19 protein-coding genes are annotated in these 23,089 nt (G+C 70.6%); 11 read left to right on the top strand and 8 right to left on the bottom strand.

Annotated elements, in window-relative coordinates; translation table 11 throughout:
- Window positions 1-127: 127 nt before the first annotated feature.
- Complete coding sequence (locus ACWDX9_RS16125; RefSeq protein ID WP_449954111.1) at window positions 128-3,148, top strand: glycoside hydrolase family 3 N-terminal domain-containing protein; 3,021 nt, start codon at window positions 128-130, stop codon at window positions 3,146-3,148.
- A gap of 45 nt (window positions 3,149-3,193) precedes the next feature.
- Here ACWDX9_RS16125 and ACWDX9_RS16120 read toward each other — a convergent pair whose 3' ends face one another.
- A complete protein-coding gene (locus tag ACWDX9_RS16120; RefSeq protein WP_449954109.1) occupies window positions 3,194-3,565 on the bottom strand; it encodes a VOC family protein in 372 nt (123 codons plus the stop codon).
- Window positions 3,566-3,640: 75 nt separating this feature from the next.
- Between ACWDX9_RS16120 and ACWDX9_RS16115 the strand changes: the two genes are divergently transcribed.
- Complete coding sequence (locus tag ACWDX9_RS16115) at window positions 3,641-4,204, top strand: thioredoxin family protein (RefSeq protein WP_449954107.1); 564 nt, start codon at window positions 3,641-3,643, stop codon at window positions 4,202-4,204.
- A gap of 277 nt (window positions 4,205-4,481) precedes the next feature.
- Here the strand turns inward: ACWDX9_RS16115 and ACWDX9_RS16110 are convergent, their stop codons facing one another.
- Complete coding sequence (locus ACWDX9_RS16110) at window positions 4,482-4,799, bottom strand: hypothetical protein (protein ID WP_350739125.1); 318 nt, start codon at window positions 4,797-4,799, stop codon at window positions 4,482-4,484.
- Window positions 4,800-4,938: 139 nt separating this feature from the next.
- Between ACWDX9_RS16110 and ACWDX9_RS16105 the strand changes: the two genes are divergently transcribed.
- The gene (locus tag ACWDX9_RS16105) at window positions 4,939-5,433 is read left to right on the top strand and encodes a beta-class carbonic anhydrase (RefSeq protein ID WP_449954104.1); all 495 of its coding nucleotides are present in this window, start codon (window positions 4,939-4,941) and stop codon (window positions 5,431-5,433) included.
- A 981-nt stretch (window positions 5,434-6,414) separates the two neighbouring features.
- Here the strand turns inward: ACWDX9_RS16105 and ACWDX9_RS16100 are convergent.
- The gene (locus tag ACWDX9_RS16100; protein WP_449954101.1) at window positions 6,415-8,481 is read right to left on the bottom strand and encodes a DNA gyrase/topoisomerase IV subunit B; all 2,067 of its coding nucleotides are present in this window, start codon (window positions 8,479-8,481) and stop codon (window positions 6,415-6,417) included.
- Window positions 8,482-8,728: 247 nt separating this feature from the next.
- On the opposite strand from ACWDX9_RS16100, the gene ACWDX9_RS16095 reads away from it, so the two are divergent.
- Window positions 8,729-8,959 (top strand): DUF7455 domain-containing protein, encoded by a 231-nt coding sequence (locus ACWDX9_RS16095; protein ID WP_139635676.1) that lies wholly within the window; start codon window positions 8,729-8,731, stop codon window positions 8,957-8,959.
- Between the two features lie 460 nt (window positions 8,960-9,419).
- Here the strand turns inward: ACWDX9_RS16095 and ACWDX9_RS16090 are convergent, their stop codons facing one another.
- Window positions 9,420-10,160 (bottom strand): GNAT family N-acetyltransferase, encoded by a 741-nt coding sequence (locus ACWDX9_RS16090; RefSeq protein WP_449954098.1) that lies wholly within the window; start codon window positions 10,158-10,160, stop codon window positions 9,420-9,422.
- 345 nt (window positions 10,161-10,505) lie between these two features.
- Between ACWDX9_RS16090 and ACWDX9_RS16085 the strand changes: the two genes are divergently transcribed.
- Entirely contained in the window at window positions 10,506-11,252 is a 747-nt protein-coding gene (locus ACWDX9_RS16085) for a YaaA family protein (protein ID WP_449954095.1), read from the top strand.
- A gap of 1,118 nt (window positions 11,253-12,370) precedes the next feature.
- Here ACWDX9_RS16085 and ACWDX9_RS16080 read toward each other — a convergent pair.
- From ACWDX9_RS16080 to ACWDX9_RS16070, 3 genes are all read right to left on the bottom strand, one after another.
- A complete protein-coding gene (locus tag ACWDX9_RS16080) occupies window positions 12,371-14,023 on the bottom strand; it encodes an RNA polymerase sigma factor (RefSeq protein ID WP_449954092.1) in 1,653 nt (550 codons plus the stop codon).
- Between the two features lie 242 nt (window positions 14,024-14,265).
- Window positions 14,266-16,362: a SpoIIE family protein phosphatase gene (locus tag ACWDX9_RS16075; protein WP_355204572.1), complete on the bottom strand. Its 2,097-nt coding sequence runs from the start codon at window positions 16,360-16,362 to the stop codon at window positions 14,266-14,268.
- 246 nt (window positions 16,363-16,608) lie between these two features.
- Window positions 16,609-17,172: an HhH-GPD-type base excision DNA repair protein gene (locus ACWDX9_RS16070; RefSeq protein ID WP_449954089.1), complete on the bottom strand. Its 564-nt coding sequence runs from the start codon at window positions 17,170-17,172 to the stop codon at window positions 16,609-16,611.
- A gap of 154 nt (window positions 17,173-17,326) precedes the next feature.
- On the opposite strand from ACWDX9_RS16070, the gene ACWDX9_RS16065 reads away from it, so the two are divergent.
- The 6 genes from ACWDX9_RS16065 (at window position 17,327) to ACWDX9_RS16040 (ending at window position 22,264) form a co-directional block, all read left to right on the top strand.
- Window positions 17,327-17,551: a hypothetical protein gene (locus ACWDX9_RS16065; RefSeq protein WP_185078019.1), complete on the top strand. Its 225-nt coding sequence runs from the start codon at window positions 17,327-17,329 to the stop codon at window positions 17,549-17,551.
- A 175-nt stretch (window positions 17,552-17,726) separates the two neighbouring features.
- The gene (locus ACWDX9_RS16060) at window positions 17,727-19,217 is read left to right on the top strand and encodes a hypothetical protein (protein WP_350739327.1); all 1,491 of its coding nucleotides are present in this window, start codon (window positions 17,727-17,729) and stop codon (window positions 19,215-19,217) included.
- 53 nt (window positions 19,218-19,270) lie between these two features.
- Window positions 19,271-20,041 (top strand): thioesterase family protein, encoded by a 771-nt coding sequence (locus ACWDX9_RS16055; RefSeq protein WP_449954087.1) that lies wholly within the window; start codon window positions 19,271-19,273, stop codon window positions 20,039-20,041.
- A gap of 23 nt (window positions 20,042-20,064) precedes the next feature.
- A complete protein-coding gene (locus ACWDX9_RS16050) occupies window positions 20,065-20,820 on the top strand; it encodes a LamB/YcsF family protein (protein WP_449954084.1) in 756 nt (251 codons plus the stop codon).
- Window positions 20,817-21,431: a 5-oxoprolinase subunit B family protein gene (locus ACWDX9_RS16045; RefSeq protein ID WP_449954081.1), complete on the top strand. Its 615-nt coding sequence runs from the start codon at window positions 20,817-20,819 to the stop codon at window positions 21,429-21,431. The genes ACWDX9_RS16050 and ACWDX9_RS16045 overlap by 4 nt, the downstream gene beginning before the upstream one ends.
- The gene (locus ACWDX9_RS16040; protein WP_449954078.1) at window positions 21,428-22,264 is read left to right on the top strand and encodes a 5-oxoprolinase subunit C family protein; all 837 of its coding nucleotides are present in this window, start codon (window positions 21,428-21,430) and stop codon (window positions 22,262-22,264) included. Before ACWDX9_RS16045 ends, ACWDX9_RS16040 begins: the two co-directional genes overlap by 4 nt.
- Here the strand turns inward: ACWDX9_RS16040 and ACWDX9_RS16035 are convergent.
- Window positions 22,242-23,072 carry a PhzF family phenazine biosynthesis protein gene (locus ACWDX9_RS16035; protein ID WP_449954075.1) on the bottom strand — a complete coding sequence of 277 codons (831 nt, stop codon included), beginning with the start codon at window positions 23,070-23,072 and terminating at the stop codon, window positions 22,242-22,244. The two genes, ACWDX9_RS16040 and ACWDX9_RS16035, sit on opposite strands and share 23 nt — an antisense overlap.
- Between the last annotated feature and the right edge of the window lie 17 nt (window positions 23,073-23,089).

Raw genomic sequence — 23,089 nt, 5'->3', positions numbered from 1 at the left:
TCGGGCGCCCGCGACCAGCGGGCGCCCGCTCCGTTGTTATGAATCACGGATCGGCACCGATCTCTCCTGAGAGAGCGCTCTCTCTCCTACTGGAGGTACCGTGTTCCGAGCCAGACACCCGTTATGGGTGGCTCTTTCCCTGGTCGCCGCCCTGATCGTCGCACCACGGGCGGCCGTGGCCGCCGACCCTCTCACGATCACCGATTTCGAGTCGGACAGCGTTCCCTCAGGCGTGTACGCCTGGGGCAACGACGCGGCCTCGACCCCCACGCTCACGACCGAGCCCGGCCCCGGCAGGCCGGGAGCCCCGGCGGCCAACCGGGTGCTCAAGTCGGTCTACACCGTGAGCCAGTGGGGCGGCTGGTCGCACGATCTGGCCGCCACCCAGGACTGGTCCCCGTACGAGGGCTTCTCCTTCTGGGTGAACGGCGCCGCCTCGGGCCAGAAGATCTTCTTCGAGATCAAGGACGGCGGCGGCGGGGCGGGCGCCGCCGAGTTGTTCGAGTCGTCGTTCACCGACGACACGGCGGGCTGGCGGCAGGTGAAGGTGCCGTTCGGGAGCTTCACCAGGCGCGCCGACTACCAGCCCGGCGGCGCGCCGTCCGACGGTGAGCTGGACCTGGTCGCCATGTGGGGCTACTCCATGCGCCTCCCGGCCTCCTCCCGGGGCACGCTGGAGTGGGACCAGGTCGAGCTCTACGGGACCGCTCCCCCGCGCCCGGTCAGGCTGTCCACCGACCGGCCCGTCTACCCGGTGAACGAGAAGGGCGAGGCCAAGGTCAACGTCACCGTCGCCACCGCCGACGGCCGCCCCCTGCCCGCCGACCTGGCCGTCTCCTACAGGACCGGTACGGGCACCGCGACCCCCGGCGGCGACTACACGCCCGTCGAAGGCACGCTGACGTTCCCCGCGGGCACGGCGTCCGGGGCCGCCAAGGCGTTCACGGTCAGGACGCTGAAGGACGGCCAGGACGAGGTCGCCGAGACCATCCCGATCGAGCTGTCCGGCACGGGCACCAGGCCCCCGGCCGAGGCCCCGGTGGTCGTGATCAACGCGCACGGCCTCCCCTACCTGAACCCCCGCAAACCGATCAAGGAACGCGTCGCCGACCTGATCGGGCGGATGACGCTGGACGAGAAGATCGGGCAGATGACGCAGGCCGAGCGCGGCGCGCTGGGCAAGCAGAGCGACATCGCCACGTACGTGCTCGGCTCCCTGCTGTCGGGCGGCGGCTCCACCCCCTCGTCCAACACGCCGCGGGCCTGGGCCGACATGATCGACGGTTTCCAGCTCCAGGCGCAGCGGACCCGGCTCCAGGTGCCGCTGATCTACGGCGTGGACGCCGTGCACGGCCACAACAACGTGGTCGGCGCGACGATCTTCCCCCACAACGTGGGCCTGGGCGCCACCCGCGACCCCGACCTCGTCGAGCGGGCGGGCGAGATCACCGCCCGCGAGGTCAAGGCCACCGGCATCCCCTGGGACTTCGCGCCGTGCCTGTGCGTGTCGCGCGACGACCGGTGGGGGCGGGCCTACGAGTCGTTCGGGGAGGACCCGGCGCTGGTGTCGCGGATGGCCACGGTCATCGACGGCCTGCAGGACAACGGGGTGCTGGCCACGGCCAAGCACTACGTCGGCGACGGCGGCACCGCGTACGGCTCCTCGACCAGCGGCGACTACACGATCGACCAGGGGGTCACCAAGGTCGGCCGCCAGGAGCTGGAGGCGGTCCATCTGGCGCCGTTCGTGGAGGCGGTCAAGCGCGGCGTGGCCACCGTCATGCCGTCGTTCTCCAGCGTCGACTTCGGTGACGGCCCGCTCAAGATGCACGCCCACAAGGAGCTGATCACGGACGTGCTCAAGGGCCGGCTGGGCTTCAAGGGGTTCGTGATCAGCGACTGGCAGGCCATCGACCAGATCCCCGGCGACTACCCGAGCGACGTGCGCACCTCCGTCAACGCCGGGCTCGACATGATCATGGTGCCGTACGCCTACCCGGCCTTCGAGAGCACGCTGAAGGCCGAGGTCGAGGCCGGGCGCGTGCCGGTCGGCCGGGTGGACGACGCGGTCGCCAGGATCCTGACCCAGAAGTTCCGGCTGGGGCTGTTCGAGCGCCCGTACGCCGACCGATCGGGGATCGACGACGTCGGCTCGGCGGCGCACCGGGCGGTCGCGCGCACGGCGGCGGGCAGGTCGCAGGTGCTGCTGAAGAACGACGGCGGCCTGCTCCCCCTGCGCCGCGACGCCAGGATCTACGTGGCCGGCTCGAACGCCGACGACATCGGCAACCAGACCGGCGGCTGGACGATCAGCTGGCAGGGCTCGTCCGGGCCGATCACCCCCGGCACCACGATCCTGTCGGGCATCCGCTCCCGCGCGTCCTCCGTGACGTACTCGCGCGACGCCTCGGCCGACCTGGCCGGACACGACGTGGGCGTCGTGGTGGTGGGCGAGACCCCGTACGCCGAGGGACAGGGGGACGTGGGCCGCGCCGGGCGCACGCTGGAGCTGTCGGCCGCCGACCGGGCCGCGATCGACAAGGTGTGCGGGGCGATGAAGTGCGCGGTCCTGGTCGTCTCCGGGCGTCCGCTGCAGCTCGGCGACCTGTCGGGCGTCGAGGCCGTGGTGGCCTCCTGGCTGCCGGGCACCGAGGGCGCGGGGGTGGCCGACCCGCTGTTCGGGGCGGTGCCGTACACGGGGCGGCTGCCGTTCACCTGGTTCCGCTCGGTGGCGCAGCTGCCGATCAACGTGGGTGACGCGGCGTATGACCCGCTCTGGCCTTACGGGTGGGGGCTGCGCACCGACCGGGCCCGCGACCGGCTCAAGGCGGCGCGCGACCGGCTCGCCTCCGGCGACGGCTTCTCCAAGGCCGCGTCGTCGCTCCTCGCGCTGCCCGCGCGCGCCTGGAACGCCGACGGGTCCGTACGTGACGCGCGGGCCGTCCTGGGCGCCCTGGGCACGGCCGCGACGCTGCTCGAACGGTCGAAGACGGACGCGTACACCGTGGACGACGCCGTCGTGTCGGTGGCCAGGGACCTCGCGCAGAGCGCGGGCAGGTGGCCCGACCTGCAGGCGGCGGCCGACCACGAGCTGGCGGCGGGCAACCTGAGGAAGGCGGTGGACCTGCTGGCCCAGGCCGCCCGCTGAGGTCAGGAGGGGCTGTCCCCGCCAGGGCGGGGGCAGCCCCTCACGTCAGTCGCGGCACAGGCAGAACGGGTGTCCGGCCGGATCCAGGAACACCCGGAAACTGCCGTCCTCGCTCGGCTGGTGCTCGTGCTTGGTCGCGCCGATCTCGATCACCTGCTTCTCCGCCTCGTCCATGTCGACCACCGTCACGTCGAGGTGGAACTGCTGGGGGCGCTCCGGATCCGGCCAGGTGGGCGGCCGGAAGTCGGGCGCGAGCTGGAAGGCCACCCGCTTGGGAGCCCCGCCGTCGCTCACCACCACCCACTCGTCATCGGCATAGGTGACGGGCCATCCCAGCAGCCGGGAGTAGAACTCGGCCAGCGCCCTGGGGTCGGGACAGTCGAGCACGACAGTGCGGAACTCCGCGATGCCACTCACGCGATTCACCTCTCAGATTCGTTCTGCGGGCAGGTCTTCGTTTTGCGGGCACATCCGCAGACGAGAATGGATGCCATGGCTGCCAACTCGTACATGGTGCCGCTCGGCACCCCAGCACCCGCCTTCGACCTGACCGCCATCGACGGCGGCAGTGTCTCACTCGCGGATCTCAAAGGCTCGCCCGCCACTCTGGTGGTCTTCCTGTCCAACCACTGCCCGTATGTGCGCCACATCGAGAAGGGCCTCGGCGCCTTGGCCGCCGACTACGGCGCCAGGCTTTCCATCGTCGCGATCAGCAGCAACGACAGCGTGAACTACCCGGACGATGATCCGACACACCTGGCGGAGCAGGCGGCGCGGGCCGGGTTCGCGTTCCCGTACCTGCTGGACGACACCCAGGAGGTCGCCAGGGCCTACCGGGCGGCGTGCACGCCGGACTTCTTCCTGTACGACGCGCACCTGCAGCTCGTCTACCGCGGCGAGTTCGACGGCGCCAGGCCGGGCAACTCGGTGCCGGTGACCGGCGAGTCGCTGCGCGCGGCCATCGACGCCGTGCTCGAGGGAGAGCCGGTGCCCGGGGAGCAGAACCCGTCGCTCGGCTGCGGCATCAAGTGGAAGCCGGGCAACGCGCCCGCGTGATCCGGTTCCGGCCCCGCTCACCGGGCGGTGCCCAGCCGAGCAGCACCGGGACGCGGTGACGGCCGACCGACCTCGGCAAGCCAGCCTGGGGTGCCCCGCTGCCTGCCCCCGGCAGTCACCTGGTCGGCCCTGGCGGTGGGGTGGGGGCGGCGGCCAAGGAGGCGTGCGAGGGCGCCGCGGCCGCGAGAGGGTGGCACGCATGCTCGCCGGGTTCGACGTGCTCGAACCCGGCGGCACCCGCGTGGCGGAGCCCGCGGGCGGCGAGTGGGCGTGCCGCTCAGGCGCCGGCGGCGCTGACGGCGGGCGGGAGGGCCAGCAGCAGTTCGTGCGGCTCGCCGCCGTCCCAATGGCGGATCAGCTGGTTGCCCCCCTCGCCGGGGTCGAAGCTCTCGCACCCCAGGGGCCCGTAGCAGCCCGCCTGGTCCAGCATGAGGATCAGCGGATCGTCCTCGGGCAGGCTGGCCGCGTAGGCGGCGGTGTCGAGGAGAGCCAGGGCCAGCCTGGCGTTGCGACCGCCGTCCTTGGACTCCACGCGGTCGAGGCGGCGCCGGGCTTGGGCACGGAGGTACTCGGCGAGCGATTCGGACCTACTCACGACAAACCTTCTTCGATCACGTACATACGGCTACGACATCATCACGCAAGGTGACGGTTTTTCGTGGGACGTTTGCCAACTCCAGCCAGTCGCCACCCCGTGCATCACTGACTTTGGGGCGCAGTGCATCATTTGTTGCATGACTGCGTTCGACGACCTGTATGCCGCCAACGCGAGGTTTGCCAAGAAGTTCGGAGACTCCGGCCTCACCGGCCGCGCCGGCCGTGGGCTGGCCGTCGTGACCTGCATGGACTCCCGCATCGACCCGCTCGGCCTGCTGGGCCTGAAGCCCGGCGACGCCAAGATCCTGCGCAACGCGGGCGCCCGGGTGACGGACGACGTCCTGCGCACCCTGGTGCTGGCCGTCTACCTGCTCGGCGTGGAACGCGTGCTCGTCATGCCCCACACGGACTGTGGCATGGCCAAGGTCACCGACCCGGATGTCCACGCCCTCACCCAGGAACGCGGGGTGGACACCCGCAGCCTGGAGTTCCACACGGTCCCCGACCAGACCGAGGCGCTCCGCCACGACCTCACCCGCATCAGGACCAGCCCGTTCCTGCCGGAGGGCATGCCGATCGCGGGAGCCATCTACGACGTCCGCACGGGCCGGCTGACGCCTGCCGCGTTCTGAAAGAATTCATCTGACCTGAGTGGTGCCCGGTTGTGCGGCCGTACAACATGACCGGGCGCCCCTGACCCGCCCTGGGCGCGTGCGAGAGGTCGCGCTTTGGGCGATCTGAGCTCTCCCCCCGTCCCCGACGGCACGAGCGCGGACGACTTCGTGGGGGCACTGCGCCGGTTGCGGTTGTGGGCGGGCTCGCCGTCGATGCGACGTCTGTCCGGGCTCGGTGGAACCAAGGTCGTCTCGGGGACCGCAGTCGCCGTCATTCCCCCGAGCACGATCTCGTACGCGCCGGCGGGGTCGGGGCTGCCCAAGCTGCCGCGCCTGGAGTTCGTGGAGGCGTCCGTCGCCGCCTGCCTGGCGGCCTGCGCTTGTCCGGAGGGGGACATACGGGAGCAGGTGGAACACTGGCGCACGATCTGGCGCCACTTATCCCTCCCCTCCCATCCCCCAGCCCGCACATCAAGGCCCTTGAAACGACCCGAGCGGCCCGCGCATCCAAAGTCAGGACCCTCGCAGCCGAGCAGTCCGCACACCACGGCCCTTGAGACGACCCGAGCGGCCCGGACATCGTCACCCTGGGACAACCCGAGCGGCCCGCACAAAGGCCCTGAGAACCTTCAGCGAGGAGCCCGCGGCGCACGCGTAGCGATCTGGAGCCCGCTCCGCGTGTCAGAGCCCCGAGAGGCCGCGCTTAGCCGCGACCCGGCGTACCACTCCAGGAGATAGCCAAACGGCCCTGGATGGCGCCTCAGAGCCGCGCGCGCATGCCTCAGGAACTCCCCCGACCGTTCACAGCGAGCTCACCAGCCACCCTGGGCACCCCAGGCGGTCTCTCCCTGAGCGCGGTGGGGGCCTCCCAGACTCCCGCCGCGCACCCAACCTCACCGCACGACAGAGCAGCTCCATGTCCTCGCCGGACGACAGAGCAGCTCCACGTCCTCGCCGGACGACAGAGCAGCTCCACGTCCTCACCGGACGGCGGAACAGCTAGGCGTCGATGTGGTCGCGGTCGACCTCGGCGGCGCTGTTGACGATGAACTCCCGCCGAGGCGCCACCTCGCTCCCCATGAGCAGGTTGAAGATGGCCTCGGCTTCCTCGACGTCCTCGATGCGGACCCGGCGCAGGACGCGGTGGCGCGGGTCCATGGTCGTCTCCGCCAGCTGGTCGGCGTCCATCTCGCCCAGACCCTTGTACCGCTGCACGGGGTCCTTCCACCGCTTGCCCCGGCGTTCGAGATCACGCAGCACCTTCTGCAGCTCGGCGTCCGAGTAGCAGTAGATGTACTTCTCCTTGCCCCGCCCGGGGTTGGTCAGCTCGATGCGGTGCAGCGGCGGCACGGCGGCGAACACGCGCCCCGCCTCCACCATCGGCCGCATGTAGCGGTGGAACAGGGTCAGCAGCAGGCAGCGGATGTGGGCACCGTCCACGTCGGCGTCGGCCATGAGGATGACCTTGCCGTAGCGGGCGGCCTCGATGTCGAACGAGCGCCCGGACCCGGCCCCGACGACCTGGATGATGGCGGCGCACTCGGCGTTCTTGAGCATGTCGCTCACGGACGCCTTCTGGACGTTGAGGATCTTGCCCCGGATCGGCAGCAGCGCCTGGAACTCCGAGTCGCGGGCCAGCTTGGCCGTGCCAAGGGCCGAGTCACCCTCGACGATGAACAGCTCGCTGCGGTCGATGCCGTCGCTGCGGCAGTCGACCAGCTTCGCCGGGAGCGCCGAGCTTTCCAGCGCGGTCTTGCGCCGCTGGTTGTCGCGGTGCTCGCGGGCCGCGATGCGGGCCTTGGCGGCGGCGACGATCTTCTCGAGCACGGCACGCAACTGCTGCTTGAAGCCGCGCGGCGGGTTGGTGAACAGCTCCCTCAGCTCACGGGAGACCACGTGGGAGACGATGCGGGTGGCCGCCGAGGTGCCGAGCACCTCCTTGGTCTGGCCCTCGAACTGCGGCTCCGGCACCCGGACCGTGACCACGCCGGTCAGGCCCTCCGAGATGTCGTCCTTGGTGACAGGGTCGTCGGCGTTCTTCAGCAGGCGCGTCTCGCGCAGCAACTCGTTGACCGTGCGCACCAGGCCGCGCTCGAACCCGGTCAGGTGCGTGCCGCCCTTGGGGGTGGAGATCACGTTGACGAACGAGCGGACGGTCGACTCGTAGCTCTTGCCCCAGCGGATCGCCACGTCGACGGCCAGCTCGCGCTGCACCTCGGTGGGCGTCATGTGGCCCTGGTCGTCGAGGACCGGCACGGTCTCGTGGAAGTGGCCCAAGCCCTGCAGCCGCAGCACCTCGCACACGGCCTCGTCGCGGGCCAGGAACTCGGTGAACTCGGAGATGCCGCCGTCGAAGCGGAACTCCTCCTCGGTGCGCTCCTCGTGCCTGCTGTCGAAGACGGCCAGCGTCAGGCCGGGCACCAGGAACGCGGTCTGCCGCAGGCGCACGTGGATCTCGTCGAGCGAGACCTCGGCGTCGGGCAGGAAGATCTGCTTGTCGGCCCAGAAGCGCACGCGGGTGCCGGTGACGTTCTTGGGGAGCTTGTCGCCGATGCGCAGGCCGGACTTCTTCTTGAACTTCGCGGTGGGCCCGGGGCCGTCGAAGACGCCGGGGACGCCGCGGCGAAAGCTGATCTCGTGTATCTGGCCGTCGAGGTCGACCTCGACGTCCACCCGCGAGGACAGGGCGTTGACCACGGAGGCGCCGACGCCGTGCAGGCCACCGGAGGCGGCGTAGGCGCCACCGCCGAACTTGCCGCCCGCGTGCAGCTTGGTGTAAACGAGCTCGACCCCGGCCAGACCGGACTTGGGCTCGATGTCGACGGGGATGCCCCGGCCGTTGTCGCGCACCTCGATCGAGCCGTCGGCGTAGAGCTCGACCTCGATCCGGTCGCAGTGCCCCGCGAGCGCCTCGTCGACGCCGTTGTCCACGATCTCCCAGAGGCAGTGCATGAGCCCGCGGCTGTCGGTGGACCCGATGTACATACCAGGGCGCTTGCGAACTGCTTCCAGGCCATCAAGCACCGACAGGTGACGAGCCGTGTAACCCGCCTCCACTAGCGTCACTCCAGCTCCCCTGGTCTAGGCATCGAACACGTGTGCGTAGCTTACCGTTCTTCCCACACGCGCGCGTACAAGCTTGCCATGCCGACACGTTTGCTGTTACCAACCGGCTGATCGTCATTACTTTGGGACACATTCCGCTCTGGGCGTAGAGAGGGGGAGGTTGGGAACGTCCACGTCCGGTTAGATGTTGTTCCAAGTGACTGACGCCAGATCCTCGCTTCGGCGGGGGTGACCCGAAAGGCGATACGTGACTGGAGCTCTCGCCCCCGTTAAGCCGCTGACGGCCCTCGACCGCTGCGACCGCTGCGGTGCCCAGGCCTACATTCGCGCGACCCTGCCTGTGGGTGGGGAGTTGCTGTTCTGCGCCCACCACGGGCGTCAGCACATCGCAGCGCTGCGCGAAAAGGGTGCCGACATCCTGGACGAGTCGGCTCGACTCAGCGAAACCCCTTCAAATGCCCCCAACGACGAGCGCTGACGCAGCGCCTGTCGTGCTGAGATAACCACATATAGCGACAACGCAGAACGGCGACCCCGGCACCGCCCGGGGCCGCCGTTCTGCGTTCAGTCACTCGGGTATGCCCGGAGACACGCCGTCATGCGCGGAGAACGGGGTTTATACGAGTGGAACGGCTGATGCACACACAGACGCGCGACTTCGCAGGCAGACCGGCCACATCGCAGGCAGACGCGCGACTTCGCGACAGACACGCCGCTTCGCAGGCAGACACGCCGCTTCATGGGCAGGCACGCCGCTTCATGAGCAGGCACGTGACTTGGCAGGCACGCCGCTTCACGCTGTTTCACGGGCAGACGCGTGATTTGGCAGGCAGACGCGCGACTTCTCAGGACGCCAGAGCCCCAGAGCGGCCACCGGGATCGATGACGACGCGGTCGTGCCCAAAGCAGCGGCCGTGCCCAAAGCGACAGTGGGCCGGTCAGCGGACCCGATAGTGGTACCGGTCCACGATCTCGAATCCCTCACCACGGTAGAGAGCCTGCGCGGCCAGGTTCGGGGCCGTGGTGACCAGGTAGGCGGATTTCGCATCCGCATGCCGCACGAGCGCCCTGATGACCGCACGAGCCAGTCCTCGCCGGCGGGCCTGGGGCAGGGTGGCCATGCAGTAGATCCCGAGCGTGTCGCTCTGCGGGGACGCCTCGTCCCGAGGGCCACCGTACGTGCCGGCCTGGGGCACGGCCCGGCCGACGGCCAGCGCCACGCCGTCCTCCTCGAACGCCGCGTACCAGGCGGGCACCCCGGTGCAGATGCGCTCCGCCTCCTCGAACCCGGTGCCGTAACGACCGTCCACGGCCCACCACGTCTCCAGCCAGCCCTGCCACGGCCAGTGCTCGATCCTCACCTGGTACCGGGGCGGAGGGCCAGCGGGCGAGCCGGCCATGATGACGGTCGGATCGACCAGCTCATAGCCTCTCCGCTCCAGCTCCTCGTCCAGCCCCGGTGTGGCGTTCGGCCCCAGCGAGAAGACGCAACGCACCCCGCGCTCCCCGTAGAAGGCCTCCGCCGCCTCGATCGCCCCGTCCAGGTCGGCGGGCTCGTCCAGAGGGAGTACCGAGTTGGCCCGCTTGGTCACGCCACCGGCGTAACGAAGCACCCATCCGTCGTGAACGCGCTGCTCATAGGCGGGCCAGGCCTCATGGACAAGGAGGTCGAAATTCACCCGCGCAGCCTAGCCGACCCCCAAATACGCCTACCCTCCTGCCTGCCGGGCGCCGGTTGCCGGGGCTGAAGCCTCCCCAGAACGCTTCAACATCGTGCCGCAGGGCCGGGCCGACGCCGGAGCTGGACTCGCCGCCATGCCGGAGCCTGCGGCCGAGGCCGACGATTCGGCGAAGAACGTGGCCCAGGGGGCGCCGTTGCGGCGGCCGGCCATGACCACCCGGTGAGCGTCACCCTGGACAGGGCCCGGCCATGGTCGGCGGGTGGTGCCCGCTTGGGCCACCGTAAAAGATCGTGACGGGGACGGCGGGAGAGCCTCCGACCAGGAGCAATAAGGTTAGGGGTTGTGCTGATCCTGTTGCCGCCGTCCGAGGGGAAGGCGCCCGAGGGCAGCGGGCCGCCCGTCGGCGAGCTGTCCTTCCCCGCCCTCGACAAGGCCCGCAAGCGCGTGCTGAACGCGCTCGTACGGGCCTCCAAGCGCCGCGACGCCCTCGACGTGCTCGGCCTCACACCCGGGCTGGCGGGCGAGCTGGTCAAGAACGCCGCCCTCAAGACCGCCCCCACCCTGCCGGCCGCCGATCTCTACACCGGCGTCCTCTACGACAACCTCGGGCTGGGCACCCTCGACGACGAGGCGCGGAGGCGGGCGGAGGAGTCGGTGCTGATCTTCTCCGGCCTGTGGGGTGTGGTGAGAATCACAGATCTCATCCCGCCGTACCGGCTCTCGATGGGCGTCAATCTCCCGGTTCTCGGCGGGCTGGCCACGTTCTGGCGTCCGTTGATCGCCAAGGAGCTGGACCGGGTGCCGGGGCTGGTGGTGGATCTCCGTTCGTCCACGTACGCGAGCGCCTGGCAGCCTGGTGCGCGGTCGGTGACGGTACGGGTGTTCCGGGACGGCAAGGTCGTCAGCCACATGGCCAAGGCCACCCGGGGCGAGATCGCCCGAGCCCTTCTGCGGCACGACACCGCCCCGGACACCCCTGATGAGCTGGCCAAGACCCTCGATGCCCTGGGGTACACCATTGACCTGGCCGAGCCCGCCCGCGCCAACCGCCCCTGGACCCTCGACGTCCACGTCACCGACCCGGCGTAAGGACCGCGGCTACTGCCCATCGCCGGGAGCCGTTCAACGGCGGGCCCGCCCTGGTGATGCCACCTCTCGACGGTGACCGTCCGTAGCGACGACCCTCAGGCGGGGGTACGTCTCCACGCGCCGTGCCACAACGGGCGAGGCGGGGGCGGTGGGCGTGCGGTGGAGGTGCTGGGACTGCTGACCGTCGCTGGCACGGGGGCATACATCCGGGCTCGGGCGAGGCGGATGCGCCTGAGCCCGGGCGTGTCGGAGGCACGTTGCGGGCTGCGGGCCACAATCGTCGGTGCGGCGCCTTGGGCGTTTCGCACGGTCACCGGCTGCCCGGGCGTGTCGGAGGCACGTTGCAGGTCGCGGGCCACGATCGTCGGCGCAGCGCCTTGAGCGTTTCGGACAACCACGGGCTGCCCGGGCGTGTCGGAGGCACGTTGCGGGCTGCGGGCCACGATCGTCGGGGCAGCGCCTTGGGAGTTTCGCTCGATCGCGGGCTGCCCGGGCGTGTCGCACGGCCGCGACGCTGGATATGCGCGGCGTCAGCGATGCGACCCGGGGGCGCCCCCGTGGTGCGGGGGAGCGCGAACGAGCCGCCCGTGGTGCCGTGGGGGCGGTAGTGCGACAAGCCATCGACGCTGCAGCGGCGGTGCTGTCGGGGTGTGGCGGCGCGGCAATGGTGCAACTGAGGCGTTGGGGACTGCGAGAAACCACCGACGGCGCAGCGGCGGTGCCAGCGGCCGGTGCGGAGGGGCGGGGTGCAGCCGAGGTGCCAACGGCCGGTGTGGTGGGGCGGTGGCGGGGGCGCAACGGCGGTGCCATCGGCCGGTGCGGTGAGGCGGTGGAGGTGCAGTCGAGATGCCAACGGCGCGACGAGCGACCATGATCCAGCGGCGGTGCGGGGAGTACGGCAGAGCCGTCAGCGGTCCGGCGCGGCGTGCAGCAGCGCCGTCGGCTGGGTGGCGGGGCGTGGGGCAGTGCCGTCGGCTGGATAGCGGGCGTGCAGCAGAGCCGTCGGCTGGGTGGTGGCGGGGCGTGAGACCAGGGCCCGGCAGATGCGGGGTGGGATGGTGGGTGGGAATGCCGCCGCCCCGCGCGGAAGGACCGGGCGGGGCGGGGATTCGTGCGTGTTAGTCCAAGTAGTCCCGGAGGACCTGGGAGCGCGAGGGGTGGCGCAGCTTGGACATGGTCTTCGACTCGATCTGGCGGATGCGCTCACGGGTGACCCCGTAAACCTTGCCGATCTCGTCCAGCGTCTTCGGCTGCCCGTCGGTGAGACCGAAGCGCATCGAGACGACGCCCGCCTCCCGCTCCGACAACGTGTCGAGAACGGAGTGCAGCTGCTCCTGGAGCAGCGTGAAGCTGACGGCGTCGGCTGGGACGATGGCCTCGGAGTCCTCGATGAGGTCGCCGAACTCGCTGTCGCCCTCCTCACCCAGCGGGGTGTGGAGAGAGATGGGCTCACGGCCGTACTTCTGGACCTCGACGACCTTCTCGGGCGTCATGTCCAGCTCGCGGGCCAGCTCTTCCGGCGTGGGCTCGCGGCCCAGGTCCTGCAGCATCTGCCGCTGGACGCGGGCCAGCTTGTTGATCACTTCGACCATGTGGACCGGGATGCGGATGGTCCGCGCCTGGTCGGCCATGGCACGCGTGATCGCCTGCCGGATCCACCACGTGGCATAGGTGGAGAACTTGTAGCCCTTGGTGTAGTCGAACTTCTCGACGGCCCTGATCAGACCCAGGTTGCCTTCCTGGATCAGGTCGAGGAAGAGCATGCCACGGCCGGTGTAGCGCTTGGCCAGCGAGACCACGAGCCGGAGGTTGGCCTCCAGCAGGTGGTTCTTGGCCCGGCGACCGTCCTCGGCGATCCACTCCAGCTCGGCCTTGACGTCGACCGGCAGCCCTTCGGTCTCCCCGCCGCCGAGCTGCTCCTCGGCGAACAGGCCCGCCTCGATGCGCTTGGCGAGCTCGACCTCCTGCTCGGCGTTGAGCAGGGGGACCTTGCCGATCTGCTTGAGGTAGTCCTTGACCGGGTCGGCGGTGGCACCGGCGGCGGCCACCTGGGCGACCGGGGCGTCATCGTCGTCGTCGGACAGGATGAGGACCTCGTCCTCGGTCTTCTGGACCGCGGCGACCTCGGAAGGCTTGGGCTCGGCGTCGGACTCGTCGTCGGACTCCTCCTCACCTTCGGAGTCGGAGTCCTCGCTCACGATCTCGTCGTCCTCGACGTCGATATCCTCAAGGTCCTCCAGCTCCACGTCGCCGTCGAGCTCGATGTCCTCGTCGTCGTCGGCGTCGGCCCGGGACTCGGGCTTCGGCTTGGTCTCGGCAGGCCCAGCGCTCTTCGGCTCGGCCTTCTTGGCGGCGGCGGGAGCCGCGGCCTTCTTCGCCGCCGGAGCGGCCTTCTTGGCAGGGGCCGCCTTCTTGGCGGCCGGCTCGGCTTCAGCGGTGCCCACGACCGCGGTCACGGTCTCGGGCTGCTGCTCTTTGGCGGCCGCTGCCGTCTTGGTCTTGACGGGGGCAGCGGTGCGGCGCTTTGCTGGACCACGAGACTTCTTCGGCGCAGCCGAATCCGCGGCGGTCACGACCACGGTCACGCCCTCTTTGCTGAGGTTCCGCAAGAACGCGGCGGCGTGCGACATGGGGATGTCCGCCTCCTCAAAGGCCTGACGGACATCCTCAGACTCGAGGAAACCCTGCGAGCGCCCACGCTCGAGCAGTCGCTGAATGACGGGCTCGTTCAGCTCTTGTGGCTTCGAGCGAGTCGAACTTGCAGGCGACACGAACACCTCTCGAACGAACGCGTGGCGACTATGGACCCAGATGCCCGCTGGGGGGCTGTTGCCTCTCTCGGAGATCGGTGAGGCCGTGCGGACCGCGACGGACCTGCACAGCATTCTGGCACGACCCCGCGCTCCGTACGGCCACCTCCCGGCGGTTGACCTCCACCCTAGGCCGACCGAGACAGTAGTGCGTACGTAAGCGGGGCACTGATACCCGAAAGCAACCGTTATGACTGTTTCATTCAGTCACTCTTCGTGGCTGGCGGGACGTGAATTGCTAGCGCGGTAACGTCATCATCCTGTTCATATCCAGACAACATCCGGTCAACCAGGAAGTCCAGCAACATGTGCGGACTACTCACAACTTCAGGCGGAGCTTCGGTCACAACACTGCAAAGGTCTGCCAATCCGGCATCCAGCCCGCGCTTCCTGTTCTCGACGAGGCCGTCGGAGTAGAGCACGGCGGTATGGCCGGGCGGCACCACGAACCGGAACTGCCTGCGGCTGGTCGGCCAGCCTAGCGGAGTGCCGGGCTCGCCGTCGCACAGGATCGCCGTGCCCTGCGGCGAAACCAGGACGGGAGGCGGGTGGCCGGCCAGGGCCAGAGTGCCCTCGCCGGTGACCGGCTCCACGACCATGTACGCCAAAGTCGTGACCTGTTCTTCCTCTTCCGTGGCCTCGAAGACCCGGTCGAGCCCCGTCAGCACGGCCGCGGGCGGCGGGTTGGTCAGCGCCAGCGCCCGCATGGCGTTGCGGATGCGGCCCATGCCCGCCGCGGCCTTGACGCCCTTGCCCATGACGTCGCCGACGACCGCCGCGACCCGCCCGTCCTGCAGGACGAACGCGTCGTACCAGTCACCGCCGACCTGGACGTGGCGGCTGCCCGAGCGGAAGCGCTGGGCCAGCACCAGGCCCTTGATCACGGGCAGGCGGTCGGGCAGCAGGCTGCGCTGCAGCGTCTCGGCGGTGCGGTGCTCACGCTCGAACAGCGTGGCCCGCTCGACCGCCAGCGCGCACTGGCCGGCCAGCGCCTCCAGGAAGACGCCGTCCTCCTGGGAGATCTTCACCGGCCTCGTGAAGGAGAATCGGAGCGCTCCCAGAGCCCTCCCCGCCGCCAGCAGCGGCAGGCCCACCCAGGCCCGCTCGTCGCCGTGGGTGATGAAACCTGCCAGGATCTCCTCGTCGTCGCCCGCCTCGAGCAGCTGGGCCTTCAGCGACTCGGGCGACTCGGCGAAGACCGGACGGCGGCTGTTGACGGCCATGGTCATCACGTTGGAGTGGGACAGCGGGATCTCGTCACCCGTGATCCCGGAGGCCTCCATGATGCCCTCGCCGTTGATCAGCTTGAGCGCCGCGCGGTCGGGGTCGAGCAGCGCCACGGCCGAGCGGTCGGCGGCCAGGGCCGTGCGGCCCACGTCGATGATGACCTGCACCACCTGCTCGACCGTCAGGGCCTCGGCCAGCTGGGCGGTGGCGCCCTGGAGCCGGGCCGTGCGCAGGGCGGCGGCGCCGAGCTGGTCGGTCAGCCGGCCGCGCATCTCCTCGGCCTCGCGCTGCGGGGTGACGTCGGTGTTGGCGCCGACCCACTCGACGACCCGGCCGTGCCTGATGATCGGCACGGCCCGTACCTCGAAGTGTCGGTAGCCGCTGGCCCGGGTGCGCACGCGGTAGTTCCACTCGAACATGGTGCGCCCGCGCAGCGCCTCCCTCCAGGCCTCCTCGGTCTGCTGGCGCTCCTCGGGGTGGACGACCTCCAGCCAGCCGTTGGCGAGGTATTCCTCCAGGCCCTGGCCGGTGATGGCGCGCCACTGGGGAGCGTCCTCGACGACCGCGCCGGTGGGGGAGGTGATCCAGACGAGCTGCGACTGGGCCTCGACGAGCGAGCGGTAGCGCTCCTCGCTGCGGCGCAGCGCCTCCTCGGTCTGGCGGCTCTCGGTCACGTCGAGCCCGACGAGCGCGATCGCGCGCAGCTCGCCCGCCGCCTCGTCGTGGACCGGCGAGAACGACAGCGACCAGTGCCTGGTGTCGCCCTCCGCCGTCCGCACGCGTACGCGGCCCTCGGTGACGGGCGCGTCGGTCTCGATGACGGCCTGCACGGCGTGGGTGATGATCTGACTGAGGTCGGCGGCCAGCACCTCGACCGGCAGCCTGCCGGCCATGCGCTCGGCGGGCACGTTGACGACGTCGCTGAACACGTCGTTGACCCGCTGGATGCGGCCGTCGCCGTCGAAGAACGCGAAGGCGAACTCGGCCTCCGACAGCATGCCCTTGAACAGAGCGGAGTCCGAGATGTCCACATCCGACTCCCGGGGACGGGGAACGGAGGTCTCGGCACTCATGGTCCGCACCTCCGTCGCGTGCCAGGGTCTCCCACGCGGCACATCTCCATAACTGTGTATCGGCGTAGCGCAGCTCCGGGCGACCGGATTCTGCAGTACATCATCGGCGATGGGCATGTGTGGACGGAAGCCCCCGTCGCGGCCCGGTCGCCTTTAGGGTCTACGCATCCTGTCAAAGTCGCTCCACATTGCGCAGCAAGATCAGGTTACAGCGCTCGATCGCCGGGGCCGAGACCCCGGCCCCAACTACTTCGGCGCGCGCTTGGCCTCCTGCTTGAAGGCTCGCACTCGGGCCAGGCTGTCGGCGTCGACCACGTCGGCGACCGACCGGCTCGACCCCTCCTCGCCATAGTGTCCGGCCGCTTCCCGCCAGCCCGGCGGCTGGACCTCCAACTGCTTCCCCAGCAATGCCAGAAAAATCTGGGCCTTCTGTTTGCCGTATCCCGGCAGGGCCATCAGTCGTTTCAGCAACTCTTTGCCGTCGGCGGCGTCTGCCCACAGCTTCTCCGGCTGACCGTCGTAGTGCTCGACGAAGTAGGCGGCGAGCTGCTGGACCCGGGCCGCCATGGACTTGGGGTAGCGGTGCACGGCCGGCTTCTCGGCCAGCAGCGCCGCGAACGCCTCCGGGTCGTAGGAGGCGATCTCCCCGGCGGTCAGGTCGTGGCCCAGACGCTCGGAGATCGTGTATGGCCCCGTGAACGCCCATTCCATGGGGATCTGCTGGTCGAGCAGCATGCCGACGAGCAGGGCGAGCGGGCTGCGGCCGAGGAGCTCGTCTGCCTCGCTCCGCTGGGCGAGCTGGATGCGCATGGAGACAGCTTCGCACGAATAGGCACCGGGTGAAGTGAACACAACCGCCGCGGAGCCTTGACAGCCGCCCGAGAAAAGGTGAAATGAGAGCGCAAGTCGCCCTGCCGACATTCCTGGGGGTTTGCCCCCTGGTCTCCAGAGGAATCTCACTTCTATGCTCGCTCTGGCCACACGGTTCCTGCGGGAGCCGGTCAGTCTCAGGCTGGCCGAAGAGTTCCTGACCGTGCCCGTGGACACGATCGACCGCTGCGTGGCCGACGTGTGCGCGTGTGCGCAGCATCTCGGCGTCTCGGCGACGCCGGAGATCGTGGAGCGCATCGCTCGCGAGCATCTGCTCGCGATCGTCAACTCAGCGCCTCCGCCCCGAAGTTCCCGGTAGTCAAACAAAAGCCCGGAAGTCGAGTTAAGTCCCATCCAGAAGTCCCCGATAACATCGGGGTCACCAGGCCGAGTTCTCCGCACCGTTTGCGCCTGGAATACGAGAGAGTGAGGGTGTGCGCCGACACCGACGAGATCCCCGGGAGAGCACCCCGCCAGACGACGTGTTCAAGGAGATGGTGCAGGCGGCTCGCGAGCTGCTCGCCGTACGCACCCCTCTGGACGCGGAGCTGATGGTCTCCGACATGATCGGGGCCTGGTGGGGCAGGCGGGTCAGGGGCGGCGACGTGGAGCAGGTGCTCGGGGAGGGGCTGGTCGACTACGCCGCCAAGGCCGGCACGCCGGCCTCGCTGACGCTGCTCATCTGCCTGGCCTATCTGGGCACGGCCCGCCAGGGCGCCAAGGCCGAGGGCGCGGCGCTGGCCATGATGGAGTCGGGGGTGGCCAGACCGGGCTGGGCCGACCGGGTGGGCGCGGTCAAGCCGGCGGGCTGTTACGTCTCCCGCGACTCCTACGGCGACCAGGACACGGTGATCTGCACCTTCGCCTACCGCTGGGACGAGGACTCGCTGCCCGTCGACCGGCACGCGCTCGTCATGGTGGTCGACTACAACATGAGCGGCATGGCCCGGGACGCCTGGGTGTCCTCGCAGGTCGACAAGCTGCTGGAGCAGGCCAGGGCCGAGGCGGCGGGCAATCCGCTGCTGCTGTTCGAGGAGATCGAGCCCGAGCAGGCCAGGGCGCTGCTGGAGTCGGCCATGAAGGCCACCAGGGAGCCGAAGACGCCGCCGCCGGTGAGCGACAGCTACAGCGCCTACCATGCCTTCGCCCGCGCCAGGCTCAAGGCGCTGCCTCCCGGGCGCAAGCGTCCGGCGCCGCGGCACACCGAGGCCCCGTACAGCAGGGAGCGGCGGGCCATGCTGGCGGCGGAGTTCCTGGCGTCCGACGCGGCCGAGCACCTGTCCGACCCGTCGGCGGCCTCGCGCTGCGCCGACCACATCATCGACTACGGCTGCGACCAGGACTTCAACCGTCCGCTGCGGGTCAGCCCGACCAAATGTGAAACGTTCCTGCTCGACTGGCTGCCGCGCAAGGTGATGCTGAGCGTGGCCGAGCAGGAGGCGATGCCGCACGTGCTGTCGGCGTGGGTGCGCTTCGCCGCCCACCGCACTGGCCTGCCGGAGCAGGGGCTCAAGGCCACGCTGGACGCGGTGTGGGAGGCGATCGGCAAGTTCCCCGAGGCGTACCGGGATCCGACGTCCTTCGGGCTCGACCGGCCGCTGCTGGAGCGGCTGCTGCCGGACGGCGACCTGTCGGCGCTGGCCAGGCGGGTCTTCGCGTTCCCGTACCTGCAGGGCGTGCACAACGGGATCGAGCTCGACAAGCTCAACCCCGCCGACCAGGCGGACCGGCGCACGCTGCTCGAGATCGACCACGGCGACGCGATCGACCAGGAGCACCTGGCCTGGCACGAGGAGATCGCCACCCGGCTGTGGGAGGGCGACCCGCCGCAGCTGTGGGAGGCCGCGCAGCGCCTGCTCGACCTCGGCCACGACCGCCACGATGTGCTTCACGTGCTGATCGAGATCGCCGAGCGGATCGGCGGCGACCCCGACGAGCTGGCGGCGGCGCTGGACGACATCGCCGACATCCCGGACGAGTTCTAGGAACGGTCCCCGCGACGGGCCGCCGGACGCGGACCGCCGTAGAATTTTCTTCTATGGCGATGTACACCCGCTTGACCGAAGGGCGTTACCGGGCCTCCGAGCACACGCAGGGCCCGTGGGACCCGCGCACCCAGCACATGGGCCCGGTCACCGCCCTGATCGTCCACGAGCTGGCCCAGACCGCCCCGCGCCCGGGCCTGGAACTGTCCAAGCTCGTGGTGGACGTGTTCGCCCCCGTGCCCGTGGCCGAGCTGGAGATCACCACCGACGTGACCCGCGACGGCAAGCGCGTGCAGTGCCTGTCGGCGAGCGTGTCGTCCGGCGGCCGCGAGTACGCCAGGGCGAGCGCCTGGCGCATCCGTACGGCCGACACGCCCGCCTCGCCGGTCCCCGGGCCGCCGGGGCCGGTCCCGCCGCCCTCGGAGGAGGCCGCCCGCTCGTGGCTCGGCTCGGGATTCGGGTACGGCCGCGCGCTCGACTGGCGTTTCGCCGAAGGCGGCCCCACGCGGCCCGGCCCCGCCACGGTCTGGGGCAGGTTCACGGTCCCGCTGGTCGAGGGCGAGGAGTTCACCCCGATGGAGCGCCTGGCGGCCTTCGCCGACAGCGGCAACGGCGTCAGCGCCGCCCTCGGCTTCGACACGCACGTGTTCGTGAACGTGGACCTGACCATCTCGCTGTTCCGCGCCCCTGAAGGCGAGTGGATCTGCATGGACGCCGCCACGGTCGTCGGCCCGTCCGGCAGGGGCCTGACCCGGTCCACCCTGTACGACGGGACAGGTGAAGTCGGCACGGCGATCCAGACGTTGTTCGTCGCACCGAGATAGGCGCCGAGATAGCCTCTACTGCCATGGTGATCGACCTCAACGCCGACCTGGGTGAAGGGTTCGGCGTCTGGCGGCTGGGCGACGACCTCGCTCTGCTCGACATCGTCACGAGCGCCAATGTGGCCTGCGGTTTCCACGCGGGCGACCCCGTGACGATCAGACGCACGTGCGCGGCGGCCGTCGACCGCGGGGTGACGATCGGCGCGCAGGTGTCCTACCGCGACCTGGCCCACTTCGGGCGCAGGGAGATGGACGCCGAGCCGGAGGAGCTGTGCGCCGAGGTGCTGTACCAGCTTGCGGCCGTCGACGGCATCGCCAAGGCCATGGGCGGCCGGGTCTCGTACATCAAGCCGCACGGCGCGCTCTACAACCGGATCTGCCGCGACGAGGTGCAGGCGGCGGCGGTGATCGACGCGGTGGCCGACTACGACCCCTCGCTGCCGGTGCTCACGCTGCCCGGTTCGGTGGTGCACGCGGTGGCGGCCGCCGCGGGCGTCCCGACCGTGAACGAGGCGTTCGCCGACCGCGCGTACACCCCCGAGGGGAGGCTGGTGTCGCGCAGGGAGCCGGGCGCGGTCATCCACGACCCCGCCGCGGTGGCCGACCGAGCGTGCCGGATGGCCGTGCAAGGATCCGTGACGGCCATCGACGGTAGTTCTGTCCCGGTTTCGGCACGTTCCATCTGCGTGCACGGGGACACGCCTGACGCCGTCCGGCTGGCGCAGGGGGTGCGGGACGCGTTGCTGGCGGCCGGAGTGGTCCTGCAGGCGTTCGCGTGATCCGGGCGGCCGGGGAGCACGGGCTGCTCGTGGAGACCGGCTCGCTGGAGCTGTCTCACCGGCTGGACGCGGCGCTGCGGGCCGATCTGCCGGCCGGGGTGGTGGAGATCGTGCCGGGGCCGAAGACGGTGCTCGTGGTGGCTCCTGGGGCGGATCAGGCGCGGCTGCGGGCGCTTCTCGCGAACGTCGTCGGCCGCGAGAAGGACAGGGCCGGTGCGCGGGCGGCCGAGGGGGAGGTCGTGACGATTCCCGTCGTCTATGACGGGGCGGATCTCGATTCAGTGGCGGTATTGGCCGGGATCCCGGTGGACGAGGTGGTCTCCCGGCACTCGGGGCGGGAGCTGGTGGTGGGCTGGCTGGGGTTCGCCCCGGGGTTCGCCTATCTCACGGGGCTGGATCCGGTGCTGGAGACGCCCAGGCTCGACACGCCGCGCACGTCGGTGCCGGCCGGGTCGGTGGCGGTGGCGGGGCCGTACTCGGCGGTCTATCCGAGCGCCTCGCCGGGCGGGTGGCGGCTGATCGGGCGCACCTCCGTGCGGGTGTGGGACGTGACGGCCGACCCGCCGTCGCTCTTCAGGCCGGGCATGCGCGTACGATTTCAACCCACATGATCGAGGTGATGGCGGCGGGGCCGTACGCGACCGTCCAGGATCTGGGGCGGCCGGGCCTCGCCCACCTGGGGGTCCCCCGCTCGGGGGCGGCCGACGCGCCGAGCCTGCGGCTGGCCAACAGGCTCGTGGGCAACCCGGAAGGGCTGGCGGGGATCGAGCTGACGTTCGGCATGGCGCGGCTGCTGTTCCACGACGGAGCCTGGGTAGCGCTGGCGGGCGCGCCGGTGGACAGCGCGGCGGGGATGGGAGCGCCGTACTGGGTCGCGAAGGGCACGGAGCTGCGGCTGGGCATGCCGGAGTGGGGGCTGCGCACCTATGTGGCCGTGCGCGGCGGGATCGCGGTGGAGCCGGTGCTCGGCAGCCGCTCCACCGACTCGCTGTCCGGGCTCGGCCCGGAGCCGCTGCGGGCGGGCACGCTGCTGCCCGTCGGGCGGCCCGAAGGCGTGATCTCCGTCGACCTGGCGCCGCCGCCCGGGCCCCGGCCCGCCGTGCTGCGGGTGACGCCGGGGCCGCGGGACGACTGGTTCGTGCCGGACGCGCTGGCCGAGTTGTGCGCGCGGCCGTACTCGGTGAGCCAGGACAGCAACCGCGTCGGGGTACGGCTGAGCGGCGCCGAGCTGGTCAGGGCCAAGGAGGGCGAGCTGCCGAGCGAGGGGATGGTCACCGGGGCGATCCAGGTGCCGCCGAGCGGGCAGCCGATCGTCTTCCTCGCCGACCACCCGCCGACGGGCGGCTACCCGGTGATCGGCGTCGTACGCGAGGCGGACCTGCCGGTCGCCGCCCAGCTGCGGCCGGGCGACGAGGTGCGGTTCACAGTTCGACCTGGCCGGTGACACAGGTCAGTACGGAGCCGCCCACCCACACGTCCCCCTCGGCGTCGGTGGAGATGTGCACCCGTCCGGAGAAGCCCAGCACCGTGCCCTGTCTGGCCACGTACGGGGCCTTGGCCCGGCCCGAGCGCAGCAGCCACTGGGCCATGGAGGCGTTGAGGCTGCCCGTCACCGGGTCCTCGATGGTGGAGCCGTGCGCGTGCGTGAACGCCCGGACCTCGAAGTCGTACGGCGCCCCTACGGGGTAGGGGCCCGCCACGCCCACGTAGTTGGGGACGAGGCCGGGGCGCAGCGCGAGCACGGACTCGGCGTCCGCGAGCAGCACCGCGATCCAGCCGGGGCCGTTGTCGGCCCACTCCATGTCCACGATGTCGGCCCGCCCGATCCCGAGGGACTCGGCGATCCGCCCGGCCAGCGGCTCCTCCACGGGACCCGACCGCACGAGGGGCGGCGCGTGGAAGGCCGGCCCGTCGGCGGTGCCGCGCACCCGTACCAGCCCGGCCGCGCACTCCTGGACGATCTCTCCCTCCTGGTGCGGCACTCCCCCGGCCTCCAGCCAGGCGTGGCAGGTGCCGAGGGTCGGGTGCCCGGCGAAGGGCAGCTCCACGGACGCGGTGAAGATCCGTACCCGGTAGTCGGCCTCGGGTGTGGTCGGCGGCAGCAGGAAGGTGGTCTCGGCCAGGTTCGTCCAGGTGGCGAACCGCTGCATCTCCTCGGTCGTCAGCCCCTGGCCGTCGAGCACGACCGCGAGCGCGTTCCCGTGGTACGGGGTGGTGGTGAAGACGTCAACCTCGGTGAAAGGGCGCAACATAATTCGGAGTCTCGCAG

Source organism: Nonomuraea sp. NPDC003201, from assembly GCF_053590415.1.
The sequence above is the reverse complement of the archived record's forward strand: the minus strand, read 5'-3'. Positions and strand labels throughout refer to the sequence as shown.

What these genes read in the sequence shown, in the direction of transcription:
- ACWDX9_RS16115 (WP_449954107.1), top strand. Translation starts at nt 3,641, where the DNA reads ATGGCTGCCAACTCGTACATGGTGCCGCTCGGCACCCCAGCACCCGCC.
- ACWDX9_RS16105 (WP_449954104.1), top strand. Translation starts at nt 4,939, where the DNA reads ATGACTGCGTTCGACGACCTGTATGCCGCCAACGCGAGGTTTGCCAAG.
- ACWDX9_RS16075 (WP_355204572.1), bottom strand. Translation starts at nt 16,362, where the DNA reads ATGAGTGCCGAGACCTCCGTTCCCCGTCCCCGGGAGTCGGATGTGGAC.
- ACWDX9_RS16070 (WP_449954089.1), bottom strand. Translation starts at nt 17,172, where the DNA reads ATGCGCATCCAGCTCGCCCAGCGGAGCGAGGCAGACGAGCTCCTCGGC.
- ACWDX9_RS16065 (WP_185078019.1), top strand. Translation starts at nt 17,327, where the DNA reads ATGCTCGCTCTGGCCACACGGTTCCTGCGGGAGCCGGTCAGTCTCAGG.
- ACWDX9_RS16060 (WP_350739327.1), top strand. Translation starts at nt 17,727, where the DNA reads ATGGTGCAGGCGGCTCGCGAGCTGCTCGCCGTACGCACCCCTCTGGAC.
- ACWDX9_RS16055 (WP_449954087.1), top strand. Translation starts at nt 19,271, where the DNA reads ATGGCGATGTACACCCGCTTGACCGAAGGGCGTTACCGGGCCTCCGAG.
- ACWDX9_RS16050 (WP_449954084.1), top strand. Translation starts at nt 20,065, where the DNA reads ATGGTGATCGACCTCAACGCCGACCTGGGTGAAGGGTTCGGCGTCTGG.
- ACWDX9_RS16040 (WP_449954078.1), top strand. Translation starts at nt 21,428, where the DNA reads ATGATCGAGGTGATGGCGGCGGGGCCGTACGCGACCGTCCAGGATCTG.
- ACWDX9_RS16035 (WP_449954075.1), bottom strand. Translation starts at nt 23,072, where the DNA reads ATGTTGCGCCCTTTCACCGAGGTTGACGTCTTCACCACCACCCCGTAC.